Here is a 25,435-nt window from a genome sequence, read left to right on the forward strand (position 1 = left end):
TAGATGAAAGGTCAAGTTTTACCTTTGTGGCCCCTGCCGTTACCGCTCCGACAAAGTATCTTCCGCTTCTGTCGGTCACAACGGTCCTGCTGCCGACCAGGATCCTGGCGCCGGGGATGCCTTTTTCTCCTTCGCTGAAAATGCCGTCGCCGTTCTGGTCGACAAAAACATGGCCGCTGACATAAGACAGGCCTTTCCATTTGGACCCGGTGTCAAACAATACCTTTAGCCCAAAACTGACATGGTTCTCGCACCTGTCCGCTGTGCTGCCTCCGGTTCCGATATAGTTGGCCACCTTGCCCCTGACATAGGCTTTTGCTCTTTGATCAAGCTCATAGCCCAGTTCCGCATCAGCCCACATCTCGGTAAGTCCTGTTCCCGAGGCAGAAGTGCTGTTGTAATACTGTGAATTGACGGAAGTATATAAAGGGGTCCTTCCAAGCTTTGAATTGTAGTTGAGCAGCATCCTTATGAAATTGGTATTCTCCTGGCTTAGGTTGTACAACAGGGTCCTGGTTTCCCATCCTCTTTCTATATTCAGAGAAAGCGCCTGGGAAACTCCGAGCCTCAATCCCATCAGCATTCTGTCATTGACATAATCGGATTCAACCGTATTGGACTGGGTAAATTTGGTCGGCTCATACCTTGCATATACAGTATTTGGGACTATAAAGTTAAAGTCATGGGACAACTGTGTGATAGAGCCCTCGCCTATGCCGCCGCTGGCAAAGCCTCTTCTGTCCTCTTTCCACGGAGAATATGTGAACACGGTCCCGGAACCGGCCCTTACCCTGAGGCTCCCCTTGACATCCGAATTGTAGAAAGTGCTGGACGGCCCCTGAAGATAAGTATTGATGTACCTGTCAGAGGAAAAGCCGATATCTACATTGGAAAGCGGACGGTAGGAACCCGACAGGTAGAACCCGTCGGTACCCCTCCAGTTAACGGAGTCAGAAGGCGTAATGTAGTCCGCTCCTATGCTCCTGTAGGTCCCCTTCAGGTAAAGGTTGTCCCCCGTATAGGCAGCCTCGGCCTTGTAAGCTCCGCCGCCGGAAGCCGCATTCGCAGCTTCACCTTGAAGGGTAAGCCGGTCAAAAGGCCGGTACATTGCTCCCAGCGCAAGTATGTTGGACCCCTGCCCGGTGACCTCCTGCGAAGATGTTACGGCCGAAAGACTGAAGTTCAGGTTTCTTCTCGGGCGCACCAAAAGTTTTACCGCACCAAAGGTCTGTTTGGGCCGTGAATCGTTCCAGACCGATTTTCCCCAGAGCCCGTTGGCGCTGGCCCCTGTTGCCGCGGTCAGTTCAAAGTACTCGTTGGGAGTAAGATTGTAGTAAAGTCCCTGATAGTTGAGGAACGGCAGCGTCAGCTCGGACAGGTCGGCAAAAGAATCGCCCAGGTTAAAATAATACTTTTCTGTTTTGAACCCAAGCGCCATCTTCGTAATGCCGTAACGACCGTTGTAGCCTTCGTACTGTATGTATGAATTAGTCATGCCAAGCGGAGTTTGACCCGAAGCGTTCAACTGATGGAACAGTCCGCTGTAGCTCCACCGGTTAAAATCGTATTGCGACACCGAAGAGCCGTTGTAGGTAAAAAAGTTGTACCCGAACTTCAGGCTTTCTTCATCAGTCTTTGATAAGGAACCTTCATCTTGAACAGCGGGAGCCGGATAGGACACATTGACCTTGATAGCTGCTTTTTCCCCCGAATAGTTCCAAAATATCAGGAAGGTGGAGCCTCTGGACACACCGGTCACCGAATATGCCCTGTCAGAAAGCTTTTTTACCTGGGCGACATCCGGATTCAAACTTATGACTTTGTCAAGCTCAAAAAAGGAGTATTCCTTTGTTTCGGCTATGTTTATCGCAATATCAAGATGCGCAGCAGCGCCCGCCCCGTAAAACGCGGCAGATATTAACAAAACCGTTAAGAACAAAAAAAACTTCTTCATTTTTCCAGTTATCCTCAGCGTCCCAAAAAAACATCCTTTACCTGATCAATATATTCCCGGTACCTAAAAGGCTGCCGGAAGCGTCTTCCAGCATTACTTTAACCGCATAAGTTCCTTTTGCAAGTTTGCCGGTCCAGTTATAGCCGAACGCCCTGCTTAAGGAGGGCTGTATCTTAACGGGCCCGATCTTGAAGGTCTTTACCGCAGAGCCCTTGGGCCCGTAGACCTCTACCCTTCCCGAAACGGAAGTTGTGACATTCCCTTTGTTGACATAAACGAACGAGACCTTATTTGTCCTGCCGGGAGTAAGCTTAATGCTGGAAAGCTGCCCTCCCGCCCTGACAACAATTTCTTTTTCCGCCACTGTCGGAAGCCCTGCCCCGTAATCAATTGAGGTAAGCACTTTATAGGTCCCCTGGCCAAGCATGCCGAACCATACCGCTTTTGCAGGCGCGATGTCTCCGGGAAGCAGGTAAAACTTGGGAATGCCCACCCTGCCGTAGATCTTGCCGTCTTTGTCCATTATCACCGAGGTCCCTTCGGCAGAGAGGATGGCGCTGCCCTCGTTTTTAACCATAAGTTTAATATTAAGCGGCCTGTCCTCATCCGGCTTTGACACGATGTACTCCGTGGCCGAGACCTCCCTGTGCGAAGCCCCTTTTACGTTAAGATAGACAATCGTTCCTATCCTGCCCGCAAGGATCACCTTGGAACCTAAAGAGCTTGAGGTCCCCTGCACGCTGGATTCAAAAAAGATCACAGAATTGTAGCCGCCCGAAGCCCCATCCGGAACGGTGATGCTGTACTGGACCTGCCGGGAACTTCCGCCGGCAAGAGTGAACTCTTTGGGGTATATCGAGATCCATCCGGAACAGGAAAATTTTGTAGTGCCGGCCCTTTTGAATTCTTTGCTCCTGTCGGCTGCAAAGGTCCAATCCTCGGCATACGCTTTTACTGTTATCGGCTCATCTCCCCTGTTCTCGACAAAAATAGTGCCTCCCGCCGCCGAGTTTGCAGGGGACTGCACCCAGACGCTTGGAGGATCTATGTTTATAGAAAAGCCAAAGGAAGCCGCCTGCATAAGCATCGCTAAAGCAAGTATCGCTGTGGTCTTTTTCAAGCTCCATCCCTCCTTATTGTGTTACGGTATAGCGAACAGTGGTCGTATAGGTCCCCGCTGTCTGGCTTGACGGCATCGACATCCCCCATTTGAACTGTATCTCGGTGCCCGCGGGAAGGTTATTGTTGTCATCATAAGAAGGCTCTTTGCCGGAGGTGTAGACAAGTTCGTCTATGGTAGAAAAGTTAACATATCCCAGTATCGCAGGATGGTTGAGACCCGCTCCAAGATTGGTATAAGGAGCGTTCTTGTTGCCCGCGTAGGTGGACATCCACCTGAAGTTATCGTTGGGAATGGTGACCGACGGAAAAGCGCTGTTTGTAAGGGCCTGGAGCACGCTTATCTTTACTTCCCAGGGAGAGGCTGTGTCAGAGATTACGACAAGCGTATCGTGGTCCCTGGTAAGGGGGGCTTCCAGCCACGAGCCGGGAGCAACCGTCCCAAAACTTATGGAAGAGGTATCGATCGATACGCTGAGCGCCTGCCCCATCCCGGAGGATAAGATAAGTAGCAACAGGCTTATGAGTATTTTTTTTATCACTTCTGCGCCTTCCGCATAACCCTATATCATTCCGTCATCGTGAACTTGACGGTGGTCATATAATAGCCCGGGGCCTGGTTTTCGGGCACTGCCAGTTTGAACTTGAAATGGTTGGAGGTGCCGTTCGGCAGGTTGTTCTCTTCCCCGGCCGCGCTGGCATACACTATCTTTGGGGCAGTCGACATCTGGTCGTTGGCGGTGCCGTACCACTTGCCCGCGCCGCCGGTCCAGCCGGTCCAATAAAAATTGCTGTTTGGAATGATGTAATTGGCCGAGTTGAACGGGGAATCGTTGCTGAGCTTAAGGTACCAGGGTTTTCCGCTGTTGGTCTTGGCCACAACATTTACCGCGGATGCGGGGATGTTCCACTTGGTCTCCCCGGGCCTCATCCTGCCAAAGTCTATCACGCCCTGGTCTATGCTCAACTCAAAGACCGAGGTTACAGTGACCGTAAAGGTCGTCTGCTGTGTTGCGCTCAGCGCCCACGACGCCCCTGTCAAAAAGATAACTACCGCCGATCCAGCTAACAGTTTTTTTATCATTCTTTTTCTCCTTTTTCCCGTTGTTTATTATTCCGTCATCGTGTAGCGTATCACCGTCGTGTAAGCCCCCCCCAACGGGGCGGGGTCGCTGGGCACCTGGAGAGAATACTTGAACTGGATCTCGGTCCCTTCGGGAAGATTGCTGTTATCGTTAAGCAAAGGGTTGGTCCCCGAGGTATAAACCAGTTCGTCCGAGGTCGCGAGCTCAATATAGCCCTCGGCCGGTTTATGCCTGAGTCCGCTGCTCATGTCCTGATAAGGAGAGGCCGCATTGCCCGCGTAGGTGGACATCCATCTCAGGTTAGAGAGCGGGATACTGTCATCGGAAGAAGAAAGCGGCCCGTCGGCCCTGATCATTACCTGCCAGGGGTTGCCGGTGTTGGATTTGCACACGGCACGGTTGGCGTATCCTGCCCCCGACGGGACCTCTTTCCATTCTCCGTATCTTACCGATCCAAAATCTACCGAATATGGATCAAGATTGAGGCTGAACACCGAAGGCACCGTTACGGAAACCGAAAGGTCCCCGGTGCTGGAAGCCGCGCTCATGTCTTTGATCAAAGACGCTGACATCATTATAATGATCGCTCCTGCAAGGAGCAGTTTTTTGCGCGCGACAGCCATTCAAGCCCCTTTCCTTATGATCCTTTATTCCTCGTCGTCTATCATCGAGATCAGCTTGACATTGTCTATGTTCATGTTGGTCTCGCCGTCAGCCGAATTTGCCAGGACCACCATCTGTATCTGAAGCAGGCCTCCCGAGCCGTTCAACTGGTTAAAGTTCCTTTTCCCGTCGCCCCTCTTGGGGTTTGTCAGCACAAAATTGGAGAACGGGATGTAGACCTTTTTCCAGCCTCTCCAGTCAACATTCTGCTCGGTAGACCAGATATCATCCTTGAGCGGCACCCAGTTCTTGTCGTACTTGGTCTCCCACGAGCCTTTGTCGTCGTCATAGAGCTCGATCTTGAGCTTTCCGCTCCCCGCTCCGTTGCCCCAGATGCACATCTCCAGCCCCGTAAAAGAAGAGGCGTCCAGCCCCACATAGGTCCCGATGCCTCCGCAGTACCAGTCCTTGGCGCTGCCTTTGATGTTCAGCGAATACTTTCCGCAGGACTTAGCCAGAGAGTCTCCGGGCCTTGCCGGCGGGTTCTTAACAACCGTTCGGGTGACCCTGTCAAACACCCACCATTCCGGGTTTTTGAGGTCCAGGTTGTTCTCGAAATTATCCACCAGTTTAGAAAGGCCCGCGGCGTATGCCGGAGCAAGGGCCAAAAACACGAACAATACGATAACTCCCACAATTGTTTTCTTGATCACTTTATCCCTCACCTCCTCGCTGCTTAAGACTATATCACCGCCATTTTTGAGCGTCAAGGCAAGCAACGCTTACTGTATTATCGCAGATGTTTTGCGCGAATTTCACTTTAATGGGAGTCCGAGGGCAAAACAACATTGTCAAGAAAATAAGAAGTGTCGGCTACAGCCGCTTTGTAGGCGGCCTCAAAGGAAGAGCTGTCCGTCACTGTCCAATCGCGCTCCTTGGTGATGTTGAACCAGTTAAACAGCTTGATGCCGGAATAATCAGACTTTATTTTTGAGAACGCATCGGTTATCCAGGCCGCTTTGTCCCCTCCGTCCGGAGCGCTGGCAAATTCACCTATCATGACAGGTTTGGAAGGATAAGCCGCTCTTATCTGAGAATAGACGGAAGAAAAGACCTGGTCAAAGGTCGTCCAGGTAGAGCCTCCCCAGTTATAGCCGTCAACTCCTATCCAGTCCACATAGGCATCGCCCGGATAATAACTCCCGATAGAATTCCATGTCTCGTCCGGAACACTTTCCGAATTAACGCTCCAAACCCAGGTAACATTAAGCACCCCGGACGCACTGAACAAGCCGTGGACATGCTTCCAGGCAGCTATGTATTTTGCGGGGGCTTCGGACAAGCCGTTGTGAGATCCGTCCCAGGGGTACCAGTTGCCGTTCATTTCGTGGGCAAACCTTAGAAAGAAGGGGTGGCCGAAAGCTTTTGCGTCCAGCGCCCATTTTGAGATATACGCGTCAAATTCTCCGTCTATGATCTTCTGCAGCGTATAGTCGCTGTCGGGAACGGTTCCCTTCCAGGGCTCCCAGGTTATGCAGGGCACGCTTCCCCTTGCCCACACATGGCTGCATTCAAGGCTGGGGAAATCCTGGGTAAAATTATTGAACCACATCACCACGGCCAGTTTCCTGCCGGTGGCGTCCTCAAATCCGGAGATATAATCGCTGCCGTCCGTAAAGGCCCCCGTATAGCAGCCCAAAAAGTCCCCGCTTATCTTTTGCTCAACAGGCTCGCCCCCGCCTCCTCCGCCGCCTCCGGTCTGTTCTATACTTGTGCAACCCAGACAACAGGCAAGAAGCAGGCAAAGGAGCGCAGTCTTGTAATTTATTTTACGAACTCCAGTTCTCCCCAGACTCCCGGGTCCTTATAGAAGAGAAAGTCCCCGTTCCAGACCATCTGGACCTGTCTGCCTGCGCTTGAATCCGCGTCGTCCAGCGCGCAGTCAAAACCTATTTTTGCTCCGTTCCTCGGTTTAAAGCCTCCCAGGTTGCTCCAGGGGATGCTGGCCTCTATAATATAGCCTTTGGCCCTTGGCTTAACAAAGATCTTTGCGCCTTCGGCAGGAGAGTTGTTCTTCCATATCCAGATCGAAGCAGGAACATTCTTGTTGTTGCCGGCAGAAACGCCTATTTGGAAGTCCTGTGTTTCCATATTGGCCCTGTTCTTATCCAGTCCTTCTCTGGCGCCCAGCACTATCTCGACCGCGTCCCCGTTCCAGATGTCCCCGTTCTTTTTGGAATTGTTGAAAGGTTTGTCATCGTTTATGTCCGCGGCAAAATAAAGGTTGTTTTCGTCCCACTTGAGATAGACCCTGCCCGACAGGTCCTGGGGGCCTTTCCAGAGAGCGCTGCCCTCATGGACCTGGCTTGCCTTGTTGATCACAACATGCTCGCAATCCAGCCACTTTGACAGGTCTCCGTTGAGCGCGGGGGCTTCGTCGGCATAAATTGCACGCGCTTTCTGCTTTTTCACTATAGAGCCTTCTCCCCCCGTTTCCATATAACCGGAGGAAGAGGCCGAAAAATAAGGATCGCTTATAAGGGCCTTAAAGGCCGACAGAGTTGAGGGGCCCGATTCTATCCGCCAGTCGGTTTCCTTAAGTTCGTCAAACCAGTTAAGAGCCCTGATATACGGCATCTTTTTAAGTTCGTCATTTATTTCCCGTATCCATTTGGCCTTGTCTCCGCCCTTGGCCGCGCTGCCAAACTCGGCTATCATTATGGGTTTGGAAGGATGCTTTCTCCAGAGGCTGCGGGCCGCGTCCCGGAAAAGTTCCTTAAAGCTGAGCCATCTGCTCCACTCGCGGGAGGTCCCCCAGTTATATCCGTCAAGCCCTATCCAGTCCACATAGTCGTCGCCGGGATAGGCTTTGTCCATTTCGTTCCAGGGCTCCTGCGGCCAGGATTCGTTCATCGGGCACCAGACAAACTTAGCGTTCCTTGCTCCCTCTCTCCTGAAGATATTTACCACTCTTCTGTAGGCTTCCACATACTTTTTGGGATTGCGCCCGTTGTTGACCGTGCACCAGGGATATCCTTCTATGTTGAATTCATGCCCCCATCTCAGGAAGACCGGCTTGCCCCAGGCTTTTATGTCTTTTGCCCACTCTTTTATGTGCGAGTCCCATTCTCCCGCAATTATGTTGTCGAGTTTGATCCTTTCCTTATCGCTCCAAAGCCACGGCTCCCACACTATGTGAGGGATAGCGCCGTTCTTTATAGCTCTGTCCGCAAGGTCCGGATTAAAAAGGCTGCTCCAGTCCTGGTACCACATCACGGAAGCAAATTTCTTCCCCGTCTTTTTTTCAAGCGCTTTTACAACGCCCATGTTAGCCGGCGCGCCCTCTCGGAAGACCCCAAAATAGACCTGATCGCCTGAGCCTGAAGCGGCGCTTCCCATCCCAAAACACACCCCGGAAACCGCGACCCCAAGCATCACCACGGCCAAAAGGACCTTTTTCATCATTGCTCCCTTTCTTTTATGACGCCCCGGAATTCTTATCGGGGCATGCTGTCATCCCTTTACCGCTCCCGCGGTAAGGCCTTTTACTATGTGTTTTTGCAGCAAAAAGAACAGAATCATGACCGGTATGGTGGCAACGGTCGCAGCCGCCATCATCAGGTCAAAACGGTTCTGGTAATTTCCCACGAACAGCCTGATCCCTACCGGGATCGTCATCGTATCTGCGCCTGTTAACACCCAGGCAAACATCAATTCGTCCCAGGCATTAAGAAAAACATAGATGCCTGTCGCAATTATGCCCGGAAGAGCCAGGGGCAGAGCAATATACCAGAACACCTGGAACGGTGAGCACCCGTCTATCCTTGCGGCTTCTTCCAGTTCCACGGGAATCGCGGCAAAAAACCCTCTCAGTATCCAGATAGAGAACGGTGTAAAGAAAGCGGTATAGATAAGTATAAGCCCCACATAGGAACCTTTTAGCGCGATGCCCGTTAAAAGAGCGAATTGCACGAACATTATATATATTGGTATTAAATACATTATAGAAGGGATCATCTGGGTCGCTAGGACCCCGATGCTGAAGAATTTGCTTCCCGGAAAGTCGAACCTGGCCAGCGCGTAGGCGGCCAGCGTGGCAAAGATCATGGCAAGGACCATTGTTATGCCGCAGATAAAAAAGGAATTTTTAAGGTAAAGCGCAAAGTTTATGTTCTTCCAAAGGTCAACATAGTTCCTCCAGCGCACCAGGATATGCCCCTGCGGAACAAGAAATGAGGTCTTTACCTGCCCCAGCGATTCGTCAATAAGCGAGACCCTGCCCGCGGTAGTTCCCAGATAAAGGCCTTTCCCCGTCTTGAGCATAGAGAACACATCCGAATTGATGAATCCCTTTTCGCTTGAGCCCCGGGCAGGGGAAAACAGAGCCTCGTAGTTCCTTACTTTTCCGGAATCCCTGTCTATTACAGAAAGCCCGAGGTTGCTCTGGGCATAGATGGAGCCGCCCTGGTAAAAAGCCTTGTTTATCCTGTTAGAAAGCAGCCCGCTTACAGTGTCATATCTTTTTACCGCCTTAAGGCCGGAAGTGGAAAATTCATAAATTCCGCTCAGGGTGGATATGAGAAGAGTTCCGCTGCCCGAAGAAAGATGCCTGATCTCGTTAGCATCTATCCCCGCTTCGGCAAAAGCAACGGCTGCCGATGCCCTGCCTGTAGAAAGGTCTATCCTTATGAGCCCTTTATTGGTCCCTGCCCAGAGCGTTGGGCCGTCCTTTACAAGGGAAGACACCTGGAAAGGCGATAGAGCCTTTGACAGCTCCAGTTCCCTGGTAAATTTGCCGGTTTCCTTGTCAAACTCAAGGACCTTTTCTATGCCCCTCTGTTCATAGGCGAGCCAGAGCCTGTGGCTGTCCCTGGCAAGCGAAGTTGAAACAACTTTATTGACATCAATGCCTTCCAGTTTTGTATCGAACGATCTTTTCCGGGAGAGGTCCTGCATCGAGACCCTGATCAGCCCTTTGTCGGCTGTCAGGACCCATAGGTCCTGACCGTCGGCAAGATAATTGGTCGCCATCGACTTTACCGATACATGCTGAAGTATCCTGCCCGAGCCCTGATCATATTTTGAGATCCCCCCGTCAGAAGTGAGAAGGTAAAGATTGTCTTTTGCAAGGGCCATAGAAATAACATCATTGCTTGCCCTGCCAAAAGGTATCCTGCCCAGCAGTATCTCGGTGTTGTTCTTAAAGGAGGAAAAAACCATCCAGGCGATCGGAAAAAGGGTGACAATGAGAAAGGCCACCATTATCACATCTATGGTCCTTTTTACTATCCTCTGCTTTATGTAATAGGGAATTCGTATCATTTACATCATCTCTTCGGACTTTTTATAGAACTTGAACCAGACATTGACTATGGCTATCATGACTATCATAAGCAGGACCGAGGCCGCCGCTCCCGTGCCAAAGGACCACAGCTGGAACGTGTTCCTGAAGATGTTGGTCATCATCAGGTCGCCCCACTCCCCGGGATACCCCGCGCCAAAACCGAACATCATTATGACTATGTTAAAGGAATAGGTGTTAGAGATAAGGCTGAATAGTATCAATATTGCCCAGACCGGTGTAAGCATGGGGAAGGTTATCTTCCAGAACTTTTTCCAACCCGAGGCTCCGTCTATCTCCGCCGCCTCGTAAAGTTCATCCGGTATCGACTGCATCCCGGCAAGGAGCATCAGCATGGAAAGCGGCCAAAACCTCCAGATGGTAGGGATCATTATCGCCCATAATGTATTGGAGCCCAAAAGCCAGAACGGCTTGTCCGGCAGTATATGCAGCCAGTCCACCAGGAACATGTTGATGATACCGATCTCCTTTTGCCACATGAACGCCCACAAAAGACCCACAACATAGGTAGGCACCACCCACGGGAAAAGGTAAAGCGCTCTCACGATATTCTTGCCACGGAACTTGCGGTTCACCATCAGGGCCACCAGCATCCCGACCCCGATAGTGCCCACTGTTACCACGACCGTATAGATGACGGTGTTCCTGATAGATTCAAAAAGGCCGATGTGGATGGGGCTGTTCATGTTAAAGAGAATATCAACGTAATTTTTGAACCCTACGAACGGAGCAAGAAGGTACTGTGAGATGGTGAACTGGTTAAGGTCAAGAAAGGACATGTAAAAGGCCTGGACAACGGGAAAGATATGGAGCGAAACCATGGCAAGAAAGGTCGGAAGGACGAACCAGTAGGCGAACTTGTATTTTTTTATCTGCGCCAGCAAGTCTTTGAACACAAAATCACTCCCGGAAAGATCTTTGCTTGGATCTTAAGTTCCTGCAGGAATTTCAAAAGCATTCGGCCGCAAAGCGGCCTTCTCACTCTATTGTAATTGAATATACATTATCCGCAGAGCGTTTGCAACAGCAGTAAGCAGCATCTTTTCTGCAAATACAAAATAGACTGAAACCAGCAACAAGAACGACCGATATACTTTTACCAAACCATCGAAAGGAAAAAATTTGAATCTGAAGATAAGAGACGCCGGGTTGGTTCCAAAGCTGTCTGCTGCAGTAAGTGCTGATCCGCTTCTTAGGCCATACCAGATTAGGCTGGCAGACAGGGTCAGGGCCTTTGCATTAAACACCTCGAATCTGTCGATGCATTACAAGATCCTTTGGCACAGGGACAGGGTTGGTGCGGCATTAAGGGGGCTGCCACAGGAGATCATGCCCGTAACGATGGAATTTGTGCCGTCGCTGGAATGTGTTTACCAATGCCCTCACTGCACCTATAGCGGCTGGAAAGAAAGGACGATCGCGGACCTTTCCAAAAGGGTGATGCCTTACGAGCTCATGATGACTTTGCTGGACAAGCTTGAAGAAGCGGATGTCAAAGGGGTCATCTTTACCGGGGGCGGCGAGCCTTTTGCCAACCGTGACACTCTGAAAGGTCTTGAGTATGCCGGCGGCAAAACGGGGACTTTTCAAACCGGGCTTTTTACCAACGGCTTTTTGCTAAGTGAAAGGTCCATTCAAGTTTTGGCCGGTCTTCCCCTTGCCTTCATCAGGCTTAGTCTTAACACCGCAGACCCCGGAGATTACATGAGGTTCCACGGGCTCAATAGCCCGCGGTATTTTGAACAGGTCAAAAGAAATATAGCGCTGCTTGCAAGGGCCGGAAGCGAAAACCCCACAGAATTCAATTTGAGCGCAATTATCAATCAAACGAATGTCGACCGGATGACCTCCATAGGGACTTTCTTAAAAGAGCTCATGGATAATGATTCGCAGGCCCGCATAAACACGGTCCAAATTAAGCCTGTTATCAATTACGGGCAGATAGACCCCGACACGGGAAAGCAAATATCCGCTGACATCGCAGAAAGGGCCCGGGAAGGGTTTGAGGCCATCAGAGCAATGCTGGATCCGTATCCCATCGATCTTGTCTTTGCGGCCTCCCTGTTCGAGGAGGCTGTCGAACGCTCGGCAGAGGATCCCGACACGACAAATAATTGCCTGTCCGTTAACCTGGCAGGAAGCATCGCCTATGACGGCGGGGTCTATTTGTGCTCCGAAAGGGACGGAGACCCGCGCTTTATGGCAGGGGATCTTAGCAAAGATGATCTTCGAACAATTTGGTCCGGACAGCAGAGAACGGACCTGTTATCCGAAAGGACCCCGTGCCCACCATCATGCAAACTAAGGGCAATGAACGGTCTTCTCGGCGAATTGACCGGCCTTTCCCCTCTCAGCCCCGCGCAAATAATCGAAATGCAGTCCTTTTTGGACATCATCAGAAATGGCATCGATCCTGGTGCGGTTAATTTTATTTAAGTCCGCATACGGAGTGACCTTCCTCCTATAAGCAATTGTCAACGCATGCTCAGCCTGACCTGACCTCAAACCCGCCATCCTAAGACTTTTGGGCACCTTGCTTCTACACCTTATTAGTTGTATTATAATTGACGATACAATAGATATGATGTATTATTGTTCCAATGAAATCCATAGAACAACAGCAGGACTCTATCCTTGATCTATTATCAGGCAAAATAGAAGGCTATTATCTTGCCGGGGGAACGGCTCTTTCGCGGCATTATCTTCATCACAGGGAGTCTATTGACCTGGATTTTTTTACAAAGAAATTTGATATCAACCAAATAACCGCAGTAATAAATAGTCTGTCCGATAAACTTGGAAAACCCGTCGACACAAGCATGATCCAGTCAAAAAGCGGTCTTACCAAGGTTGCGGTCTATTTTGTGCGTTTTTCTCCAGATTCCTCATTAAAGCTGGATTTTGCCGAAGACTTCTTTGCCCTGATCAAACCGTTAAAACCCGTGAACGGCATAGATATCCTGTCAATAGAAGACATCTATTTAAGAAAGCTCTACGCCGCCGCCGGAACGATCTCAAGAACCGATGCGACAGGAAGGTCTCTTTTGATCGGAGGCAGAGCGGAAGCAAAAGATTATTTCGATCTTTATGTGCTGTCAACCGTGTTCATGCCTCTGTCTGATTTTATCTCCAAATACGCGGACAATTCTCTCAAAGAAGGACTTATAAGATGGTTTGCCACCTATGACCGCCTTGATATGAAAACCGGGCTTCTTGAAATAAAGGCCAATTCGCCCTTTGATTTTTCCGCAACGGAGAAACACTTTAAAAAAGAGGTCGACATCATCATCGAAAAGGAGATAGATCTGCCATGAACAACGATTGGCTCTGGGATAAGAACTTTTCCAAGGAAAAAGCCGCGCTCATACTTAAAGACGAAGAACACCCGTCCTTCGTCAAGCTGGCAGCAACTCTTCTTTTAAGGAATAATTCTGCCAAAGAAGTGTTCTCATCTTGCTTGGATCCGGTGGTTTTTTACAGGAACTGGCACCTAATAAAAAAAACCATGCGCAAAGACAGTTGGGGAGACCCGAGGATAGATTACTGGCAGGCTATTTTCAAGAAACTCAACGAAAGATATAAGGACAAGGGAATAGTTTTGAGAAGATCAAGGAAAGAATTCAGCAAAGCCAGTCTGGACATAGGCAGCCGGATCAAGAATGCGAGGCTCGCAAACAACATGACCCAGCGGGAGTTCGCAAAAAAGGCGGGCATCTCCCAGCAGATGCTTTCAAGGATCGAGAAAGGCAGAGAAAATGTCTCTGTTTCCACCATCGAAAAGATCGCGGAGAAATTTGGCCTCAAGATCCACTTTGATCTGAAACCTTAAGCATTCCACTACGGCCCCAAAACAAACTGAAATCTTCCAAAACTCTACTACTCTAAGCTATCACCAAATCGGCGGGAGGAACTAAAATAGCACCGATAATAAAAGAAGAAATCAATATGGCAAGCAGCACATTTGCCCAATAGTCCTAATTGAACTTTCGATATTCAATTTGACAAGCCAGTCCTCGGGGTGTACAATTCTTTTGAATGATAAAACGGTTTTTGGCCAAACACTTAAAAAGAGCCGCATCAAAGCACCCCATCGTAGCGGTCACAGGTCCGAGACAGTCGGGCAAAACCACACTCGCAAAGCAGGTGTTCAGCGCTTATAGTTATGTTTCTCTGGAAGACCCGGATGTCAGAAAGTTTGCTGAAGACGACCCCAGGGGGTTTTTGTCAACTTATGGCAACAAGGTGATTTTGGATGAAATTCAGAGAGTCCCCGAACTATTTTCATATTTGCAGACAGATGTTGACAACGATCCGACACAAGGCCGGTTTATTATTACGGGGTCCCAGCAATTTCTGATGAGCCAAAAGATATCACAAAGCTTGGCGGGCAGATCTGCCATTCTCCGTCTCCTCCCGCTCTCTTTGTCTGAATTATCAGGCAATAAATCCCAAACATATTGGAATACGGAAAAAATCGCGGAAAGGCCAAAACCAAAAAGGGATCTTTACCGGGCCATGTTCGAAGGCTTTTATCCAAGGGTTCACGATAAAGAACTTGACCCAAAGCAGTGGTATAGGGATTATTTTGAAAGCTATATTACCAGGGATGTAAGGGGACTGCTGGATATAGGGGACCTGAGGGGCTTTGAACAATTCATAAGGCTTCTTGCGGGCAGGTCGGGCCAAATGTTGAATCTGTCGTCTTTGGGAAATGATTCCGGTGTTTCGCACACTACGGCAAAGCGCTGGATCTCGATCCTCGAGGCCAGTTATATAATTTTTCTCTTGCCCCCTCATTTCAAGAATTTCCACAAACGGATCATCAAGGCCCCTAAGCTCTATTTCCTTGATCCGGGATTGTTGTGTTATCTGCTAAGGATATCTTCCCATAAAAGCCTGCCAACACATTCCCAACTGGGGGCTGTATTCGAAACCTTTATAATTAGTGAAATATACAAATCATATACACATCAGGGGCTTGAGGCGCCGCTTTACTTTTGGAGAGATAAAAGCGGCATGGAAATAGACCTTATAATCGACAAAGGAGAAAAGCTTTTTCCAGTAGAGATAAAAGCTTCCCAAACCATTTCCTCCGCTTATCTAAAAGTAATCGGCAAGTGGCTGAAACTTCCCGGGAATACCCAAAAAAAGGGTGCATTAATATTTGGCGGGGAAAAATTCCAGAATAGAGAAAACGCGGAAATTTTGCCATGGTATGCGGCAAGTTGAAAGCAAAACAATCCTGAGTCCTGCCCTCCCTTTGCCTATTAACCCTTCACGGGCTTTATTTGGCCCTTTTTTTCCTTTCTGCATTTTTGCATTTTTAAAATAACCTGAAATCCGCCAAAATCCCCTCCGATAAACAATCACCAAAACAGCAGGAGGAACTAAAATGGCACCGATAATAAGAGCAGAGATCAATTTGGCAAGCAGAACCCTGGGGACTGTTGGCGCCCTGGTCAACAGAATAAGAAGCGGCGTCTTTGCGGCTCCGTCAATTGCTCTTGCACAGGCCTGTGCAAGGCAGGATATAAATGTCGGAATAGAAAGAAGCGGGCTATTTGTACCGAATGGCGATGACAAAATATCAGTTTACGGCTCTGCGGCAGCCGGTTCTATGCTTTCACGGGCAGGGGTATCAAACCTCTTTCTCGGAGCGGATTCCGCACCCGTTGACATACATAGGACCATGTATACACTCGCAACAAGGAATCCCATCTTTGCACAAAGGGCCCTTTCGGGCATAGCAGACATTGGGATCGAAGTCTCCGAAGGCGTCAAGATGCCGTTTACTTGGGGGGAGTTTTATCAAGACAAAAATCCATATGTCCCGCCAAATATAGGCAGATATGCGGGACTTGGGTGCACCTCCTCAGCAGCAACAATTTTAGGTATCGCCCTTATGTGTTCCGAAACGGTCCGCAATGATCAGGAGACCCTGACACCCATTATCTTGGCACTTGCAACTGGACTTGTCAGTTTGCCTATACTGGGCATGATTGCTAACTCAGCAATAAAGAAAACGATCTGGCATATTATGAGCATTTATCCAATTTCTCCTTCGGCAGTCAGAAATTCGTACGACGACCTGACAAGAGATTGGGAAAACTATGCAGTTGGAAAATTATCCGAAACTGAAACAGCAGAAATGATCTTCGGCTTACCAAAAACAAACCCGACTAAGATTACATGGCAGCAGTGCATTGTTGGAGAAAGATATAAAGGGGAAGGATATATTTACCATCCGGATTATTCAACAGAAAAAGGACCTATTTATGAGTCAATAATGGGTTATAGAACCGAAGCGGAATCTAGATATGCCGAAGAGGATTTTCAAAGAGCGGGCACAATCATTAACATGGCACCTCTAAACACAAGAGCTGATATCTTGCTTGCATTGGAGCACTTGGATTTCTATCTAGCCCGTGGGGCAAGGCCACATGTAAGATTGTCAGAAGGATAACTGAACGAAATCAAGGAGCAACATTATATGAAGTTGGGCCAAACAAACATTCGAGAATATCCTATGGCCGAGAGAAGCACATAAAGATGGCCTCTATACCTCAAATATTGACCGAAGGAAGAGGCCTCTTCCCTGTCAGCGATTATGGTTACGGAAAATGGCTGAGACATCCAGGGGCAAGGATCTTTGCTCCCAATATGGGACAACCTCGCAATCTAGTTCTCTCATCGGGCATCCCCAGACAGATAGAAAACAGCCGCTATGTGGCCGGCTGGGATTGCGTTGAATCCTCTTTTTGGCTCATGAACAGGTTAAAAGCGGACGGGTTTAGCGCCCGTTGCATTGGAGTAAGCACTCCACTATATCCTCAAGATGTTATCGTACTCTCTACCACTGGAAGCGGCATCAAACCCCTCTCCCTCACACCTGGGGTAGAGGCATCCGTCATATCAATGAAGGTAGATATCCCCGATGATCAAATCAGGCAAATGTACGGTCTACATAGATTTATTGACTCCAAAGGTGCGGTAACCGGGGTCATGAACTCAACCCATCTGATCGAGGTCTCTCAAGGATTTCTAAAATGCGCTTTTGGCATTTATTTTGATGACCCTTCAGCATTAGAACTGTCAATAATGACCACTTTAGCGATAGAAGGCAGGCCGTTTGGCAAGCACGAGATAGTTTTCAGCAGCAAATTGAGAGACTTAGGACAGATACAGGAAAGGATAATCAAAGGAGACACCTGTTATGAAGATATGTTCAGAATAAAGGATTGGTGGCCGATCGATGATTGCAATGCTTCCGGATTAACTGCCCTGAGATTGAAACACACAAGAATGAAGTACATAGATACCATGGAATCAACATCAAGCCTAACTGCTTCCGAATACATTCCTCTCATCTTTTCTATTCTTGATCCGGAATGGGCATGGCAATTTTCCGGCACGGCCGCAAAAACAATTGCACAAGTACCGACTGTTAAAGAGATAGGTATTGTGGATGCGGAAAAAGCTGTTGACAGCATTAAAACAAGGATCGACAAGACTGTGCCTATTGGAACAAAAGCAGGTTTTAGGCTCACATTGTTAGAAATTAAATGTAATATCGAGGGTATCCCAACTGACCGTTTTGTCTCTTTATTGAGAGAGATGGGATTTTCAGAATCAAATGGAATATGGCATCGAGAGTAAGGCTTTAACAGCTCTTCGCACATCGCAGAAGATATTGACCCCCTTTAGTTTCGCACTCCAGAAATTATTCTGCTCACGACCTGACGGACATCTTCAACACTGTCAGGCATGTCCCCATACTTTCCTATAATTGCCCGCAAAACATTGAAATCGCTGAGAATTGCCTTCGATAGACTTTTATCAAAGGTAGAGGTTTTATGACTTGGAGAACCGGTTAATGAAAATAATCAGTTCCGAACATGATGGCGCAGTATTATTGAGGCCTACTCTTATTTGTTCAAGAGCCGGGAGCTGGGCAAACAGCATTAATGCCTCCGGCTGTGAAATCCTGTCTGGATCCGGTCGATATATAGGTGAAGGGGCATAACAGATGTTGGCTCTTATATTGTGGAAAGGAAATAGATAATGGCGATCTCACTATCAAGACCAGCAAGAATTCTGGGAACTATTTCCAATCACGCCATAAACTTGGGACTTGTAGGCGCCTCGGCCTTTGGCGCATATAGCGTTGCTTCCCACGACATGACATTTAGGAATCTGGCCATAGGCACAGCATTGACTATGACCTCTGCCGCGGTTTCAAAACTAAACCTGGTAAATCCTGACAACTGGATAGCAAAAGGCATACGGTTTTTTGGCAGCTTATCTCCGCTTGCCATAGCAGGAGGCGTTGCCTACGGTTCTTATCTCTTCTATCAAGCGGACAACCAGTTCGGCAATATTATGGATCACCTGGGGCTTTGGGGTACGATAGGAGGTTTTTCTGCTGCCGCACTGGGGATCAAATCATATTTCGGCAGGCAGTCAAAGGCATTTGAAGAGGCCTATGGCGGCCTTCAGAACCCAGGGGCAAAAGGCTGGATGAAAAGCCAGATGTACGCGGCAGGAGCAGCCCTTTTAAGCGAGGGCAATTACCTTCTTGCCCGTTTAATGCTCCTTTCTTCTTCAATAATGTATATGGGCAAGAATCTGGCTGAACGAGCCATGGCCGCGATGCCGGAATCACTTACCGGCCACGGCGCGGCATTGGATACTATCTCGAGTGTAGGATTTGCGGCTCTTCCCATTGCTCTGCCGGCCATCGGTTTTGCCGCTGCCTGGGCATTAAGAAGCAAAGGTGTTTCTTTTGATGAACCCGGCACAAAACAATACAGACAGCGCAGAAATCTGCAGATCTGGACTCCTCTGGCAGGGATAGCCGCCGGGACCGCACTTGCCGGCGCACAAGCCTATTTAACCGGTCATCCCGAACTTATGCAAACATATGGCATCTTTTGGGCTTCTATGATGTACTTCTTTGTCGCCGAACTGCACAGCGAAGGCGCTGCCATGAACACCAATAGGGGCGGTCTTATGGGTCCGAGGTCAAACCCCAGGGTCGTAATGAGCGAGGAACAAATGGCCGTCCATTTAAGGGATGTGGTGGTGGCTTATAAGAGGGCCGGCATGGGAGCAAAAGAAATCTCCTGGGGGATCCTATTCAACGGCTTGATCGGAGTCGCAAACTGCACAACATTTTATTTTTGCGACAGCCCCATGTTCACGCAAGCCCCTGTTGACGATTTTAACTTGGTAAGAACCCATATTGCTCATGTCAACGGACTAAAGCAGAACATTTTTGATGCCATCTATGCTCCTGTCAGAGCAAGTATTGACGGGTCCGCCCCCATCGAGGGAAGATATAATTCATTGATACAAGGGCTTAATGCAGCGGCTGAGCGTCTAAAGACTTATGCCTTCGAGATCGATCGTGAGTTTTCGGATCCTTCTGTCACAAGACAGATATTAACTCCGGGCGTGACTTTTGACCCCGTAGAAAGGGAATATATAAGAGCAAACATTAACAGGATCCTTGCCAAAGCGGCGGAGCTCGAGGCAAAGGCAAATGCGCTGCAGGCCAAGATATCAGAAGGCTGGATGTCCGAAGATGACCTGCATGACGAATGGAAATCCGTGCTGGACGAATACAATCCAGAAAAAACTCCGATCATTCCTCATGCCAGGAAAGCCGTCAGGGGAGACCCTCACGATGTTCAAAAAGGCCAAAATGTGGATTCTTTAAACTTATTTTATGGCCGGACTTTGTATACATTTGAAACTGACGAGGAACTATCCCCGACTTATTCCGGAGCTCCTACTCTTGACCTCATATGCGGGACTTATAAACGCGTGCCAAATCCTTGTCACAGATATGATGCCCCCGCCGGTTCATTTGAAGCATCCGAATACATTTGGATCGAGGATTTTATAGGGCTTGCCCCCGAACAGGTATCTAATCCATCCACACATCCCACAATAGAGCGGGTCGATAACACACCTGCAGCTGGAGAGGGATTCAGATCTGTATCTACAGGCGGGGTAATAACTGTAAGATTGCTAGGGATGGATTATGAAGTTCCCTTGGACAGAGTATTTTACCAAAGCGACAGTTCTAAAGGACAGTCCGCCGCCCCCGCAATAAAAGACCTTATTGCGAAGGACGGGAGCACATTGCCTTATACGGCAACAGGCACTTTTAGGCACGGAGAAACTGTTTGTTTGCCTCAATATGAACATTCTACGATCGTTGACAAAAATGATGTTATGCTGAACCGGCCTTCCGTGGCAATGCTAGAAAGCGCCAGAGAGTGTTCGCCGGTCGATTTTGCTCAGGTCTATTGGGATTATCCATGGGGCACTGCTCCTGCGGTCCCGGGTGGAAGTACCGAATCGGTAATTGATGCCAACATCATGCTTAAAAGAGGGGGCCGTTTGATCCCGTATCAATTCGAAAGGACAATACTGGGGAAATATGCTAACGAAGTTCATGGATTGAATGTTAGCAATTGCCGATTCTTGGGTTGTTCTGTGCAAATAGAACCAACAGACACTATTGCCGGAGTAAGCATCAGGTATGAACAAGGAAACAGAGAGATCGAGGTCCCTCTGAGGAGATCGTTCTGGCCAAAATACATTGATGTTTTAGTTTCTGTAGATGATGACTCTTCGGTCACACAGAATCCGGATGGCTCAAGAACTATCAGGTGTGATGGCTCGGACTTCCCCGGGGTACAAGGCAATCCCTGGTTTATCAAGACGGTTTCTGATGATGGCAGCATTAGCTTTGAGTTGGGCAGAGGGGACAGAGCCTCCTGGAGAAACAGATGATCGAAAGAGGTAAAATATCATGGCTCCTCTATTAGAACGGGCCTCATTACCGGTAGCAAGGACTTTTTCGTTCAGCCGCGGCTGGCTGAGTAATTTAGGTATTTCTCCGTCAGGATTATCGTCTTTAAGGATAAATTGTGTCGATAATCGCGGCATCGCTTACATTACCCCGGACGGCAGATTTTCTCCAAATTATGAGAGCGGAGCAAGATTGCTTAACTGGTCGCAAAATGTCGGATTGATAGCCGGAGATCCGCAAAACCGGGTTGTCGAACTTCCTGTTCTGGGGCATGGGATCCATAATGCCTTTACCGGTATGGGCAATATCTGGAGGGATAATTGGCTTCTTAGGGGAATATCAAGCATCTCTCAATGGTTCGGACAGCGCTTGCCTATTAATCAGCAATTCCACGCCTCAAATGTGATAGAAATTTGCCAGCATCCTACGGATATGTCAAAACTGCTTGTTTTTGAAAGGCGCCCTTCTACAGTAAGTCAGAATCCGATCGATACTTCTAAGTACTTTTATCGCGTACTTCCGGACAAAATGGACGAAGCAACAAGAGAAGCCTTCGACAAAATACTGGATTTTGGAGCCGTGACCCGGGTTAGAATAACAGAAGACCGATCAGTTGAAATAACCTATATGCCTCCTTCGGCCACAAGCCCGACAACAGTGTCCTTGCCTGGAAGTTGTTTTGCAGATAACTTTGGAAGGGCTCTCCTGGACAATCCGAATACAGGCATGGAAAATTCGTATGATGTATATCAAAGGGACTCCTACACATCGAGCACGGAGGTTTTTCGCCCGGCAATAGGTCATTATGGAGGTACTCTTCAGCTTTGTGTCCACCGAGTACATGCATACGAGATAGATAAACCCGGGGCGATCGGGGGAGTTGATCTTTCTGCACCCGACCTCCAGATATTGCCGTCTTCGGCTTATTCGGCCATAGAAGTTTCTTTGCCGGGCAGCGACCAGCCGCAATGGATACCCCTGTTCGAAAGACTGGGAAATGCCGAAGGTGTAAATCTTGATCTTAGCGGAGTTCTTCCGACCCGCATTCTTTCTACAGTTGACACCCAGAACAGAATAGGAAACCTTGGAACGATACTTTTTCAGTTAAGGGACCTGTATTTTTACGGTTCAGCGCTGTATGCCGGCTTCAGGACCGAACAGAGATACGGAAACCATTTCGGGCTTAATTTTTTCAAAGGTCTGGATTTTTCGGGCATCTGCGCCGGCAGGTCATTTACAGAATGGGCCGGCAGGATGTTCCGGTCCCCGTACAGGAACTTGCTTGAGACCAACAGCCCGCACTATAGCAAGTTAATGCTTTATGGCCATCAGGTCGAAGCGCCGGGGGTCGGCGAGGACCATCAGGGAAGGACCAAGGCAAAACTTGAAGGTACGGACATGCTTGTCACAAACGATCCCACAACTTCTATAATGGCCGCCGAAGGAAATGCCGCTCCCAGCGGCATTGGCCCAAACGAAAATCAGGATTGCAATCGCTACAATTTGAGCGAAGTTCTTGGTTATGTTGTGGAAAGATTTTCATCAATGGATATTATCAGGGGAGGATTGCTAAAAGTTGATCAAAAGTTCACTACATGGGGCGATGTTATGCAGACAATGGCGCTCAGGTACTGGTATAAATGGCCCTTTGCGGAAACCCTTAAACTCTTGGCTGCTCCTTCATTTCTATTGTCTGCGGCCTTTCTGCCGTTCCTGCCCGTTGACAGAGAAGTTTTTATCTGGGCCTGGAGCGCATTAACAGCAACTTCTCTGGTTAATTATTCCCTGCAATGGAAAAGCATGGGGCTTTCCCCTATACTCGGGCTCTGGAATTACCCGATATTGGAAAGAAGCAAGATATTTTCGTACACCACTACTGCATTGACCCAATTTTATGATCGTTTTCAATATGCCAAATTTATCATGACTTCCGCTGGAAGGGGCGGAGTTGTAAAACTTTCCAACCGGGTCACAACAGCGGCTCTGGCCGGCTTGTCTGGATTTGCTTCTGCTGTAGCAGTTAATGATGTTTTATCCGGCAGACTGACCCAGATGGACGAATCCATGTATACCTGGGCATTTATGGTCAATCTCGTGTTCTGCAGCCTTCAAGCTGTTCAGCTTGGAGTGGCATCATCGTTTCTCATTCAAGCAAGTGAAGGAAAAGTCCGTCAATACACCTTAGAAGAATATGATGGTACGACCCCCTCGGAAGGAGCCATGCCTGCCGATGCCAAAATTTTAGCGGATTGCATATCAAGATTAAGGAATAGCAAAGACAGTCTTGGATACGATGAACTCTTCGAAATAAGAGCCGGTCTTCTTACTTTGGCCAGAAACATTGGAGCCGTCGACAAAGTGGGGAGGGCACGCCTTGAGCCGGACAACCCATACGGAGAAGTAGCAAATAAGATTTTCTCGGCCTATTCGGCAACAGAGGCCTTGATCTGTGTGAAGGCAAGCAGAGAACTCGCGCATCCCTCTACCAGAGATGCGGCTTTCGAGAGCCTGAAAAGGATACTGGAAGGAACCGAATACATTCTTGATGCGCCGGAACCTGCGACAAGGGATTTTGTCGTCAGGAACACTGCCTCAAGACTCTACAGGCAGTACAGGGATCGGTAGGAGGAATAACCATGGCAACTAGCGGAATATCGGGGATCAGCTCCTGGAGCAGGGCCCACATTGCACCCTACATCAACAGATCAGTGCTCTTAACAGGACTTAAGGTCGGGCTTCCGGCAGCAGCTGCCGGATACGCGGGTTATCAGGCCTTTGAACACGCGCCTTTAATGCTTTATGCCGGGACCACTGCTGTTGCCTGGGGAACAAAGATGGTAATGTCAATGTATGATCTTCCGCAATATGACGGCAAACCCATACAAAGATTTTCCCGGATCACGCGGAGCATAATTTCAAACCTGATACTTCCGTTAGGCATAGGATCCATATTGGGACATGAAACCGGAATGCTCTTAAATTTGTATCCTCAGCTTGAATCCGCATATTTGTCTTCGGTCAAACCGGGGCTGTTTGCTGTTGGCTCGGGGCTTGCCTTAACCTCTTTGCCGTTTTTTATCGCAAAGGGTATTATCAGATTTATTAGAAAAGACAGCACTCCTGGATTTTCAATATCTAACAATTTGGGCCGCTGGGGCAGTTTGCTGATAAGCCTTGGCCTTCTGTCTTTGGGCTTTTCCGTGGCCTCTTTTTTATCCATAGGACACAATCACCAAGTTAACAATGCCGTAAGAATGCAACATGAAATCATTTTTAGCCCTGGGAACGATACTAGGGGAATGCTTCCCTCTCATACTAACAGCCCTCGTATAATAATGGACTCCGAGATAGCTGAAATAAAAGCAGGTCTTGGCAATAGATTGCTTGCGCATGAAGGCAGAAGAGACGCTCAACTTTTACTCTCCCTCCGGACAGCTCAGGATTTTATCGCTATCGGTGACATGGAAAACGCTATTAAATGGGGAAAAAGAATAACAGAATTCCCTTATTCCGGTTCTACCGAATTGCCAAATTTTTATCACGAAGCTACATTCATAATTGCTGATGCCCAAAAGAACATCGGACAAACAAATATGGACAAAGAGGACTTTCTTTCCGCTGTCCAGAGTCTTCAGCATGGTCTTGAAAGACTCAAAGGACTTGAGACCGGATATAAAAGCAAATATTGCATGGAAATCCTGTCAATCGCAGCACTCCACAGGCAACTGTTCGGCTCTGATATTTTAGCCTCTGATACACAACCTGGATCCTATCAGTATTACCTGGACGGAGCTACAGCATTATTCAATTCACATGAGGGAGGATTTGATGACAATTTTATTGCTCTCAGAAGCATGTTGTCTTTTGCTGAATATTCCACCTGCTCAAACGATTTCGAGTCGGCCTTAAACAAATACAATACGGTAATAGCACTTGTAAAACTTTTCTCTGGAAAAGAATTGACCGAAGAGGAAAATCAATTAGCCGGCAAATATGTAAATATGAGCAGATATAGAATAGAAGTTAGCATTAGAGAAGTTCTGGAAAGAGACCAATTTGATGCTTCACTTCTCCAGATATTTGAGGCAAGAGCCTATGTTGGCAAAGCGCGACTACACATGCAACAGAGCGCAACCCTTAATGGAACGGAAAAAGTCGAGCAGATATCCTTGGCTGTCAACTTATATAAAGACGCGTTGTCGATTATGACATTAATAAAGGCTTCTTCAAATTCCGATTTCTACCGCACTTCCAAGTGGGAGGAACGTCAATTATATTTCATGATTCTGGCAGAAACAGCAGAAAGCATGACAGCAGTCTACAGGGCTACTGGGGATAACACTCTTAGAACCCTTGCCCTAAAATATTCCGAAGAAATCAGATCTTATTACGAAACTACACATGATGAGATTGTTAAAGGACCCTATTTAAAAGCTAAGAATTTGGGGATTTGAGCTTTCCAATGACAAACATTCTTGGGCTTCCATTAA

The 25,435-nt window shown here is 48.3% G+C and carries 19 protein-coding genes and 1 pseudogene; 9 read left to right on the forward strand and 11 right to left on the reverse strand.

Annotation, left to right across the window (positions count from 1 at the left end; genetic code table 11):
* The 11 genes and pseudogenes from WC490_04975 to WC490_05025 all read right to left on the reverse strand — a co-directional run.
* Window positions 1-1,954, reverse strand: a 1,954-nt coding sequence (locus WC490_04975; GenBank protein MFA5097963.1) for a pilus assembly protein N-terminal domain-containing protein, incomplete at its 3' end; no start/stop codon positions are given.
* 37 nt (window positions 1,955-1,991) lie between these two features.
* Window positions 1,992-3,074 (reverse strand): hypothetical protein, encoded by a 1,083-nt coding sequence (locus WC490_04980; GenBank protein MFA5097964.1) that lies wholly within the window; start codon window positions 3,072-3,074, stop codon window positions 1,992-1,994.
* Between the two features lie 13 nt (window positions 3,075-3,087).
* On the reverse strand, window positions 3,088-3,615 hold the full coding sequence (locus tag WC490_04985; GenBank protein MFA5097965.1) for a hypothetical protein: 528 nt from the start codon (window positions 3,613-3,615) through the stop codon (window positions 3,088-3,090).
* 26 nt (window positions 3,616-3,641) lie between these two features.
* Window positions 3,642-4,157 (reverse strand): hypothetical protein, encoded by a 516-nt coding sequence (locus WC490_04990; GenBank protein MFA5097966.1) that lies wholly within the window; start codon window positions 4,155-4,157, stop codon window positions 3,642-3,644.
* 27 nt (window positions 4,158-4,184) lie between these two features.
* Window positions 4,185-4,781, reverse strand: a complete 597-nt coding sequence (locus WC490_04995; protein MFA5097967.1) for a hypothetical protein — start codon at window positions 4,779-4,781, stop codon at window positions 4,185-4,187.
* Window positions 4,782-4,805: 24 nt separating this feature from the next.
* Complete coding sequence (locus WC490_05000) at window positions 4,806-5,474, reverse strand: glycan-binding surface protein (protein ID MFA5097968.1); 669 nt, start codon at window positions 5,472-5,474, stop codon at window positions 4,806-4,808.
* A gap of 107 nt (window positions 5,475-5,581) precedes the next feature.
* Complete coding sequence (locus tag WC490_05005) at window positions 5,582-6,460, reverse strand: glycosyl hydrolase (protein MFA5097969.1); 879 nt, start codon at window positions 6,458-6,460, stop codon at window positions 5,582-5,584.
* Between the two features lie 125 nt (window positions 6,461-6,585).
* Window positions 6,586-8,226 carry a sugar-binding protein gene (locus WC490_05010; GenBank protein ID MFA5097970.1) on the reverse strand — a complete coding sequence of 547 codons (1,641 nt, stop codon included), beginning with the start codon at window positions 8,224-8,226 and terminating at the stop codon, window positions 6,586-6,588.
* Window positions 8,227-8,274: 48 nt separating this feature from the next.
* Window positions 8,275-9,015 carry a carbohydrate ABC transporter permease gene (locus WC490_05015; GenBank protein MFA5097971.1) on the reverse strand — a complete coding sequence of 247 codons (741 nt, stop codon included), beginning with the start codon at window positions 9,013-9,015 and terminating at the stop codon, window positions 8,275-8,277.
* 417 nt (window positions 9,016-9,432) lie between these two features.
* Window positions 9,433-10,083, reverse strand: a pseudogene (locus WC490_05020) (hypothetical protein).
* Window positions 10,084-11,019: a sugar ABC transporter permease gene (locus tag WC490_05025; GenBank protein MFA5097972.1), complete on the reverse strand. Its 936-nt coding sequence runs from the start codon at window positions 11,017-11,019 to the stop codon at window positions 10,084-10,086.
* 226 nt (window positions 11,020-11,245) lie between these two features.
* On the opposite strand from WC490_05025, the gene WC490_05030 reads away from it, so the two are divergent.
* The 9 genes from WC490_05030 (at window position 11,246) to WC490_05070 (ending at window position 25,399) form a co-directional block, all read left to right on the forward strand.
* The gene (locus WC490_05030; GenBank protein ID MFA5097973.1) at window positions 11,246-12,559 is read left to right on the forward strand and encodes a radical SAM protein; all 1,314 of its coding nucleotides are present in this window, start codon (window positions 11,246-11,248) and stop codon (window positions 12,557-12,559) included.
* A gap of 164 nt (window positions 12,560-12,723) precedes the next feature.
* Window positions 12,724-13,437, forward strand: a complete 714-nt coding sequence (locus tag WC490_05035; GenBank protein ID MFA5097974.1) for a nucleotidyl transferase AbiEii/AbiGii toxin family protein — start codon at window positions 12,724-12,726, stop codon at window positions 13,435-13,437.
* Window positions 13,434-13,952: a helix-turn-helix transcriptional regulator gene (locus WC490_05040; protein ID MFA5097975.1), complete on the forward strand. Its 519-nt coding sequence runs from the start codon at window positions 13,434-13,436 to the stop codon at window positions 13,950-13,952. The genes WC490_05035 and WC490_05040 overlap by 4 nt, the downstream gene beginning before the upstream one ends.
* A 206-nt stretch (window positions 13,953-14,158) precedes the next feature.
* Complete coding sequence (locus WC490_05045; protein ID MFA5097976.1) at window positions 14,159-15,352, forward strand: ATP-binding protein; 1,194 nt, start codon at window positions 14,159-14,161, stop codon at window positions 15,350-15,352.
* A 163-nt stretch (window positions 15,353-15,515) separates the two neighbouring features.
* Complete coding sequence (locus WC490_05050; GenBank protein MFA5097977.1) at window positions 15,516-16,586, forward strand: hypothetical protein; 1,071 nt, start codon at window positions 15,516-15,518, stop codon at window positions 16,584-16,586.
* Between the two features lie 107 nt (window positions 16,587-16,693).
* The gene (locus WC490_05055; protein ID MFA5097978.1) at window positions 16,694-17,779 is read left to right on the forward strand and encodes a hypothetical protein; all 1,086 of its coding nucleotides are present in this window, start codon (window positions 16,694-16,696) and stop codon (window positions 17,777-17,779) included.
* Window positions 17,780-18,184: 405 nt separating this feature from the next.
* On the forward strand, window positions 18,185-20,926 hold the full coding sequence (locus tag WC490_05060; GenBank protein ID MFA5097979.1) for a hypothetical protein: 2,742 nt from the start codon (window positions 18,185-18,187) through the stop codon (window positions 20,924-20,926).
* A gap of 19 nt (window positions 20,927-20,945) precedes the next feature.
* On the forward strand, window positions 20,946-23,570 hold the full coding sequence (locus WC490_05065) for a hypothetical protein (GenBank protein MFA5097980.1): 2,625 nt from the start codon (window positions 20,946-20,948) through the stop codon (window positions 23,568-23,570).
* Window positions 23,571-23,581: 11 nt separating this feature from the next.
* Window positions 23,582-25,399, forward strand: coding sequence for a hypothetical protein (locus WC490_05070; protein ID MFA5097981.1), 1,818 nt, complete (start codon window positions 23,582-23,584; stop codon window positions 25,397-25,399).
* Window positions 25,400-25,435: the final 36 nt, after the last annotated feature.

The organism is Candidatus Margulisiibacteriota bacterium, assembly GCA_041650635.1.
GTDB lineage: Bacteria > Margulisbacteria > WOR-1 > JAKLHX01 > JBAZKV01 > JBAZKV01.

What these genes read in the sequence shown, in the direction of transcription:
- WC490_04990 (MFA5097966.1), bottom strand. Translation starts at nt 4,157, where the DNA reads ATGATAAAAAAACTGTTAGCTGGATCGGCGGTAGTTATCTTTTTGACA.
- WC490_04995 (MFA5097967.1), bottom strand. Translation starts at nt 4,781, where the DNA reads ATGGCTGTCGCGCGCAAAAAACTGCTCCTTGCAGGAGCGATCATTATA.
- WC490_05010 (MFA5097970.1), bottom strand. Translation starts at nt 8,226, where the DNA reads ATGATGAAAAAGGTCCTTTTGGCCGTGGTGATGCTTGGGGTCGCGGTT.
- WC490_05035 (MFA5097974.1), top strand. Translation starts at nt 12,724, where the DNA reads ATGAAATCCATAGAACAACAGCAGGACTCTATCCTTGATCTATTATCA.
- WC490_05040 (MFA5097975.1), top strand. Translation starts at nt 13,434, where the DNA reads ATGAACAACGATTGGCTCTGGGATAAGAACTTTTCCAAGGAAAAAGCC.
- WC490_05045 (MFA5097976.1), top strand. Translation starts at nt 14,159, where the DNA reads ATGATAAAACGGTTTTTGGCCAAACACTTAAAAAGAGCCGCATCAAAG.
- WC490_05050 (MFA5097977.1), top strand. Translation starts at nt 15,516, where the DNA reads ATGGCACCGATAATAAGAGCAGAGATCAATTTGGCAAGCAGAACCCTG.
- WC490_05060 (MFA5097979.1), top strand. Translation starts at nt 18,185, where the DNA reads ATGGCGATCTCACTATCAAGACCAGCAAGAATTCTGGGAACTATTTCC.
- WC490_05065 (MFA5097980.1), top strand. Translation starts at nt 20,946, where the DNA reads ATGGCTCCTCTATTAGAACGGGCCTCATTACCGGTAGCAAGGACTTTT.
- WC490_05070 (MFA5097981.1), top strand. Translation starts at nt 23,582, where the DNA reads ATGGCAACTAGCGGAATATCGGGGATCAGCTCCTGGAGCAGGGCCCAC.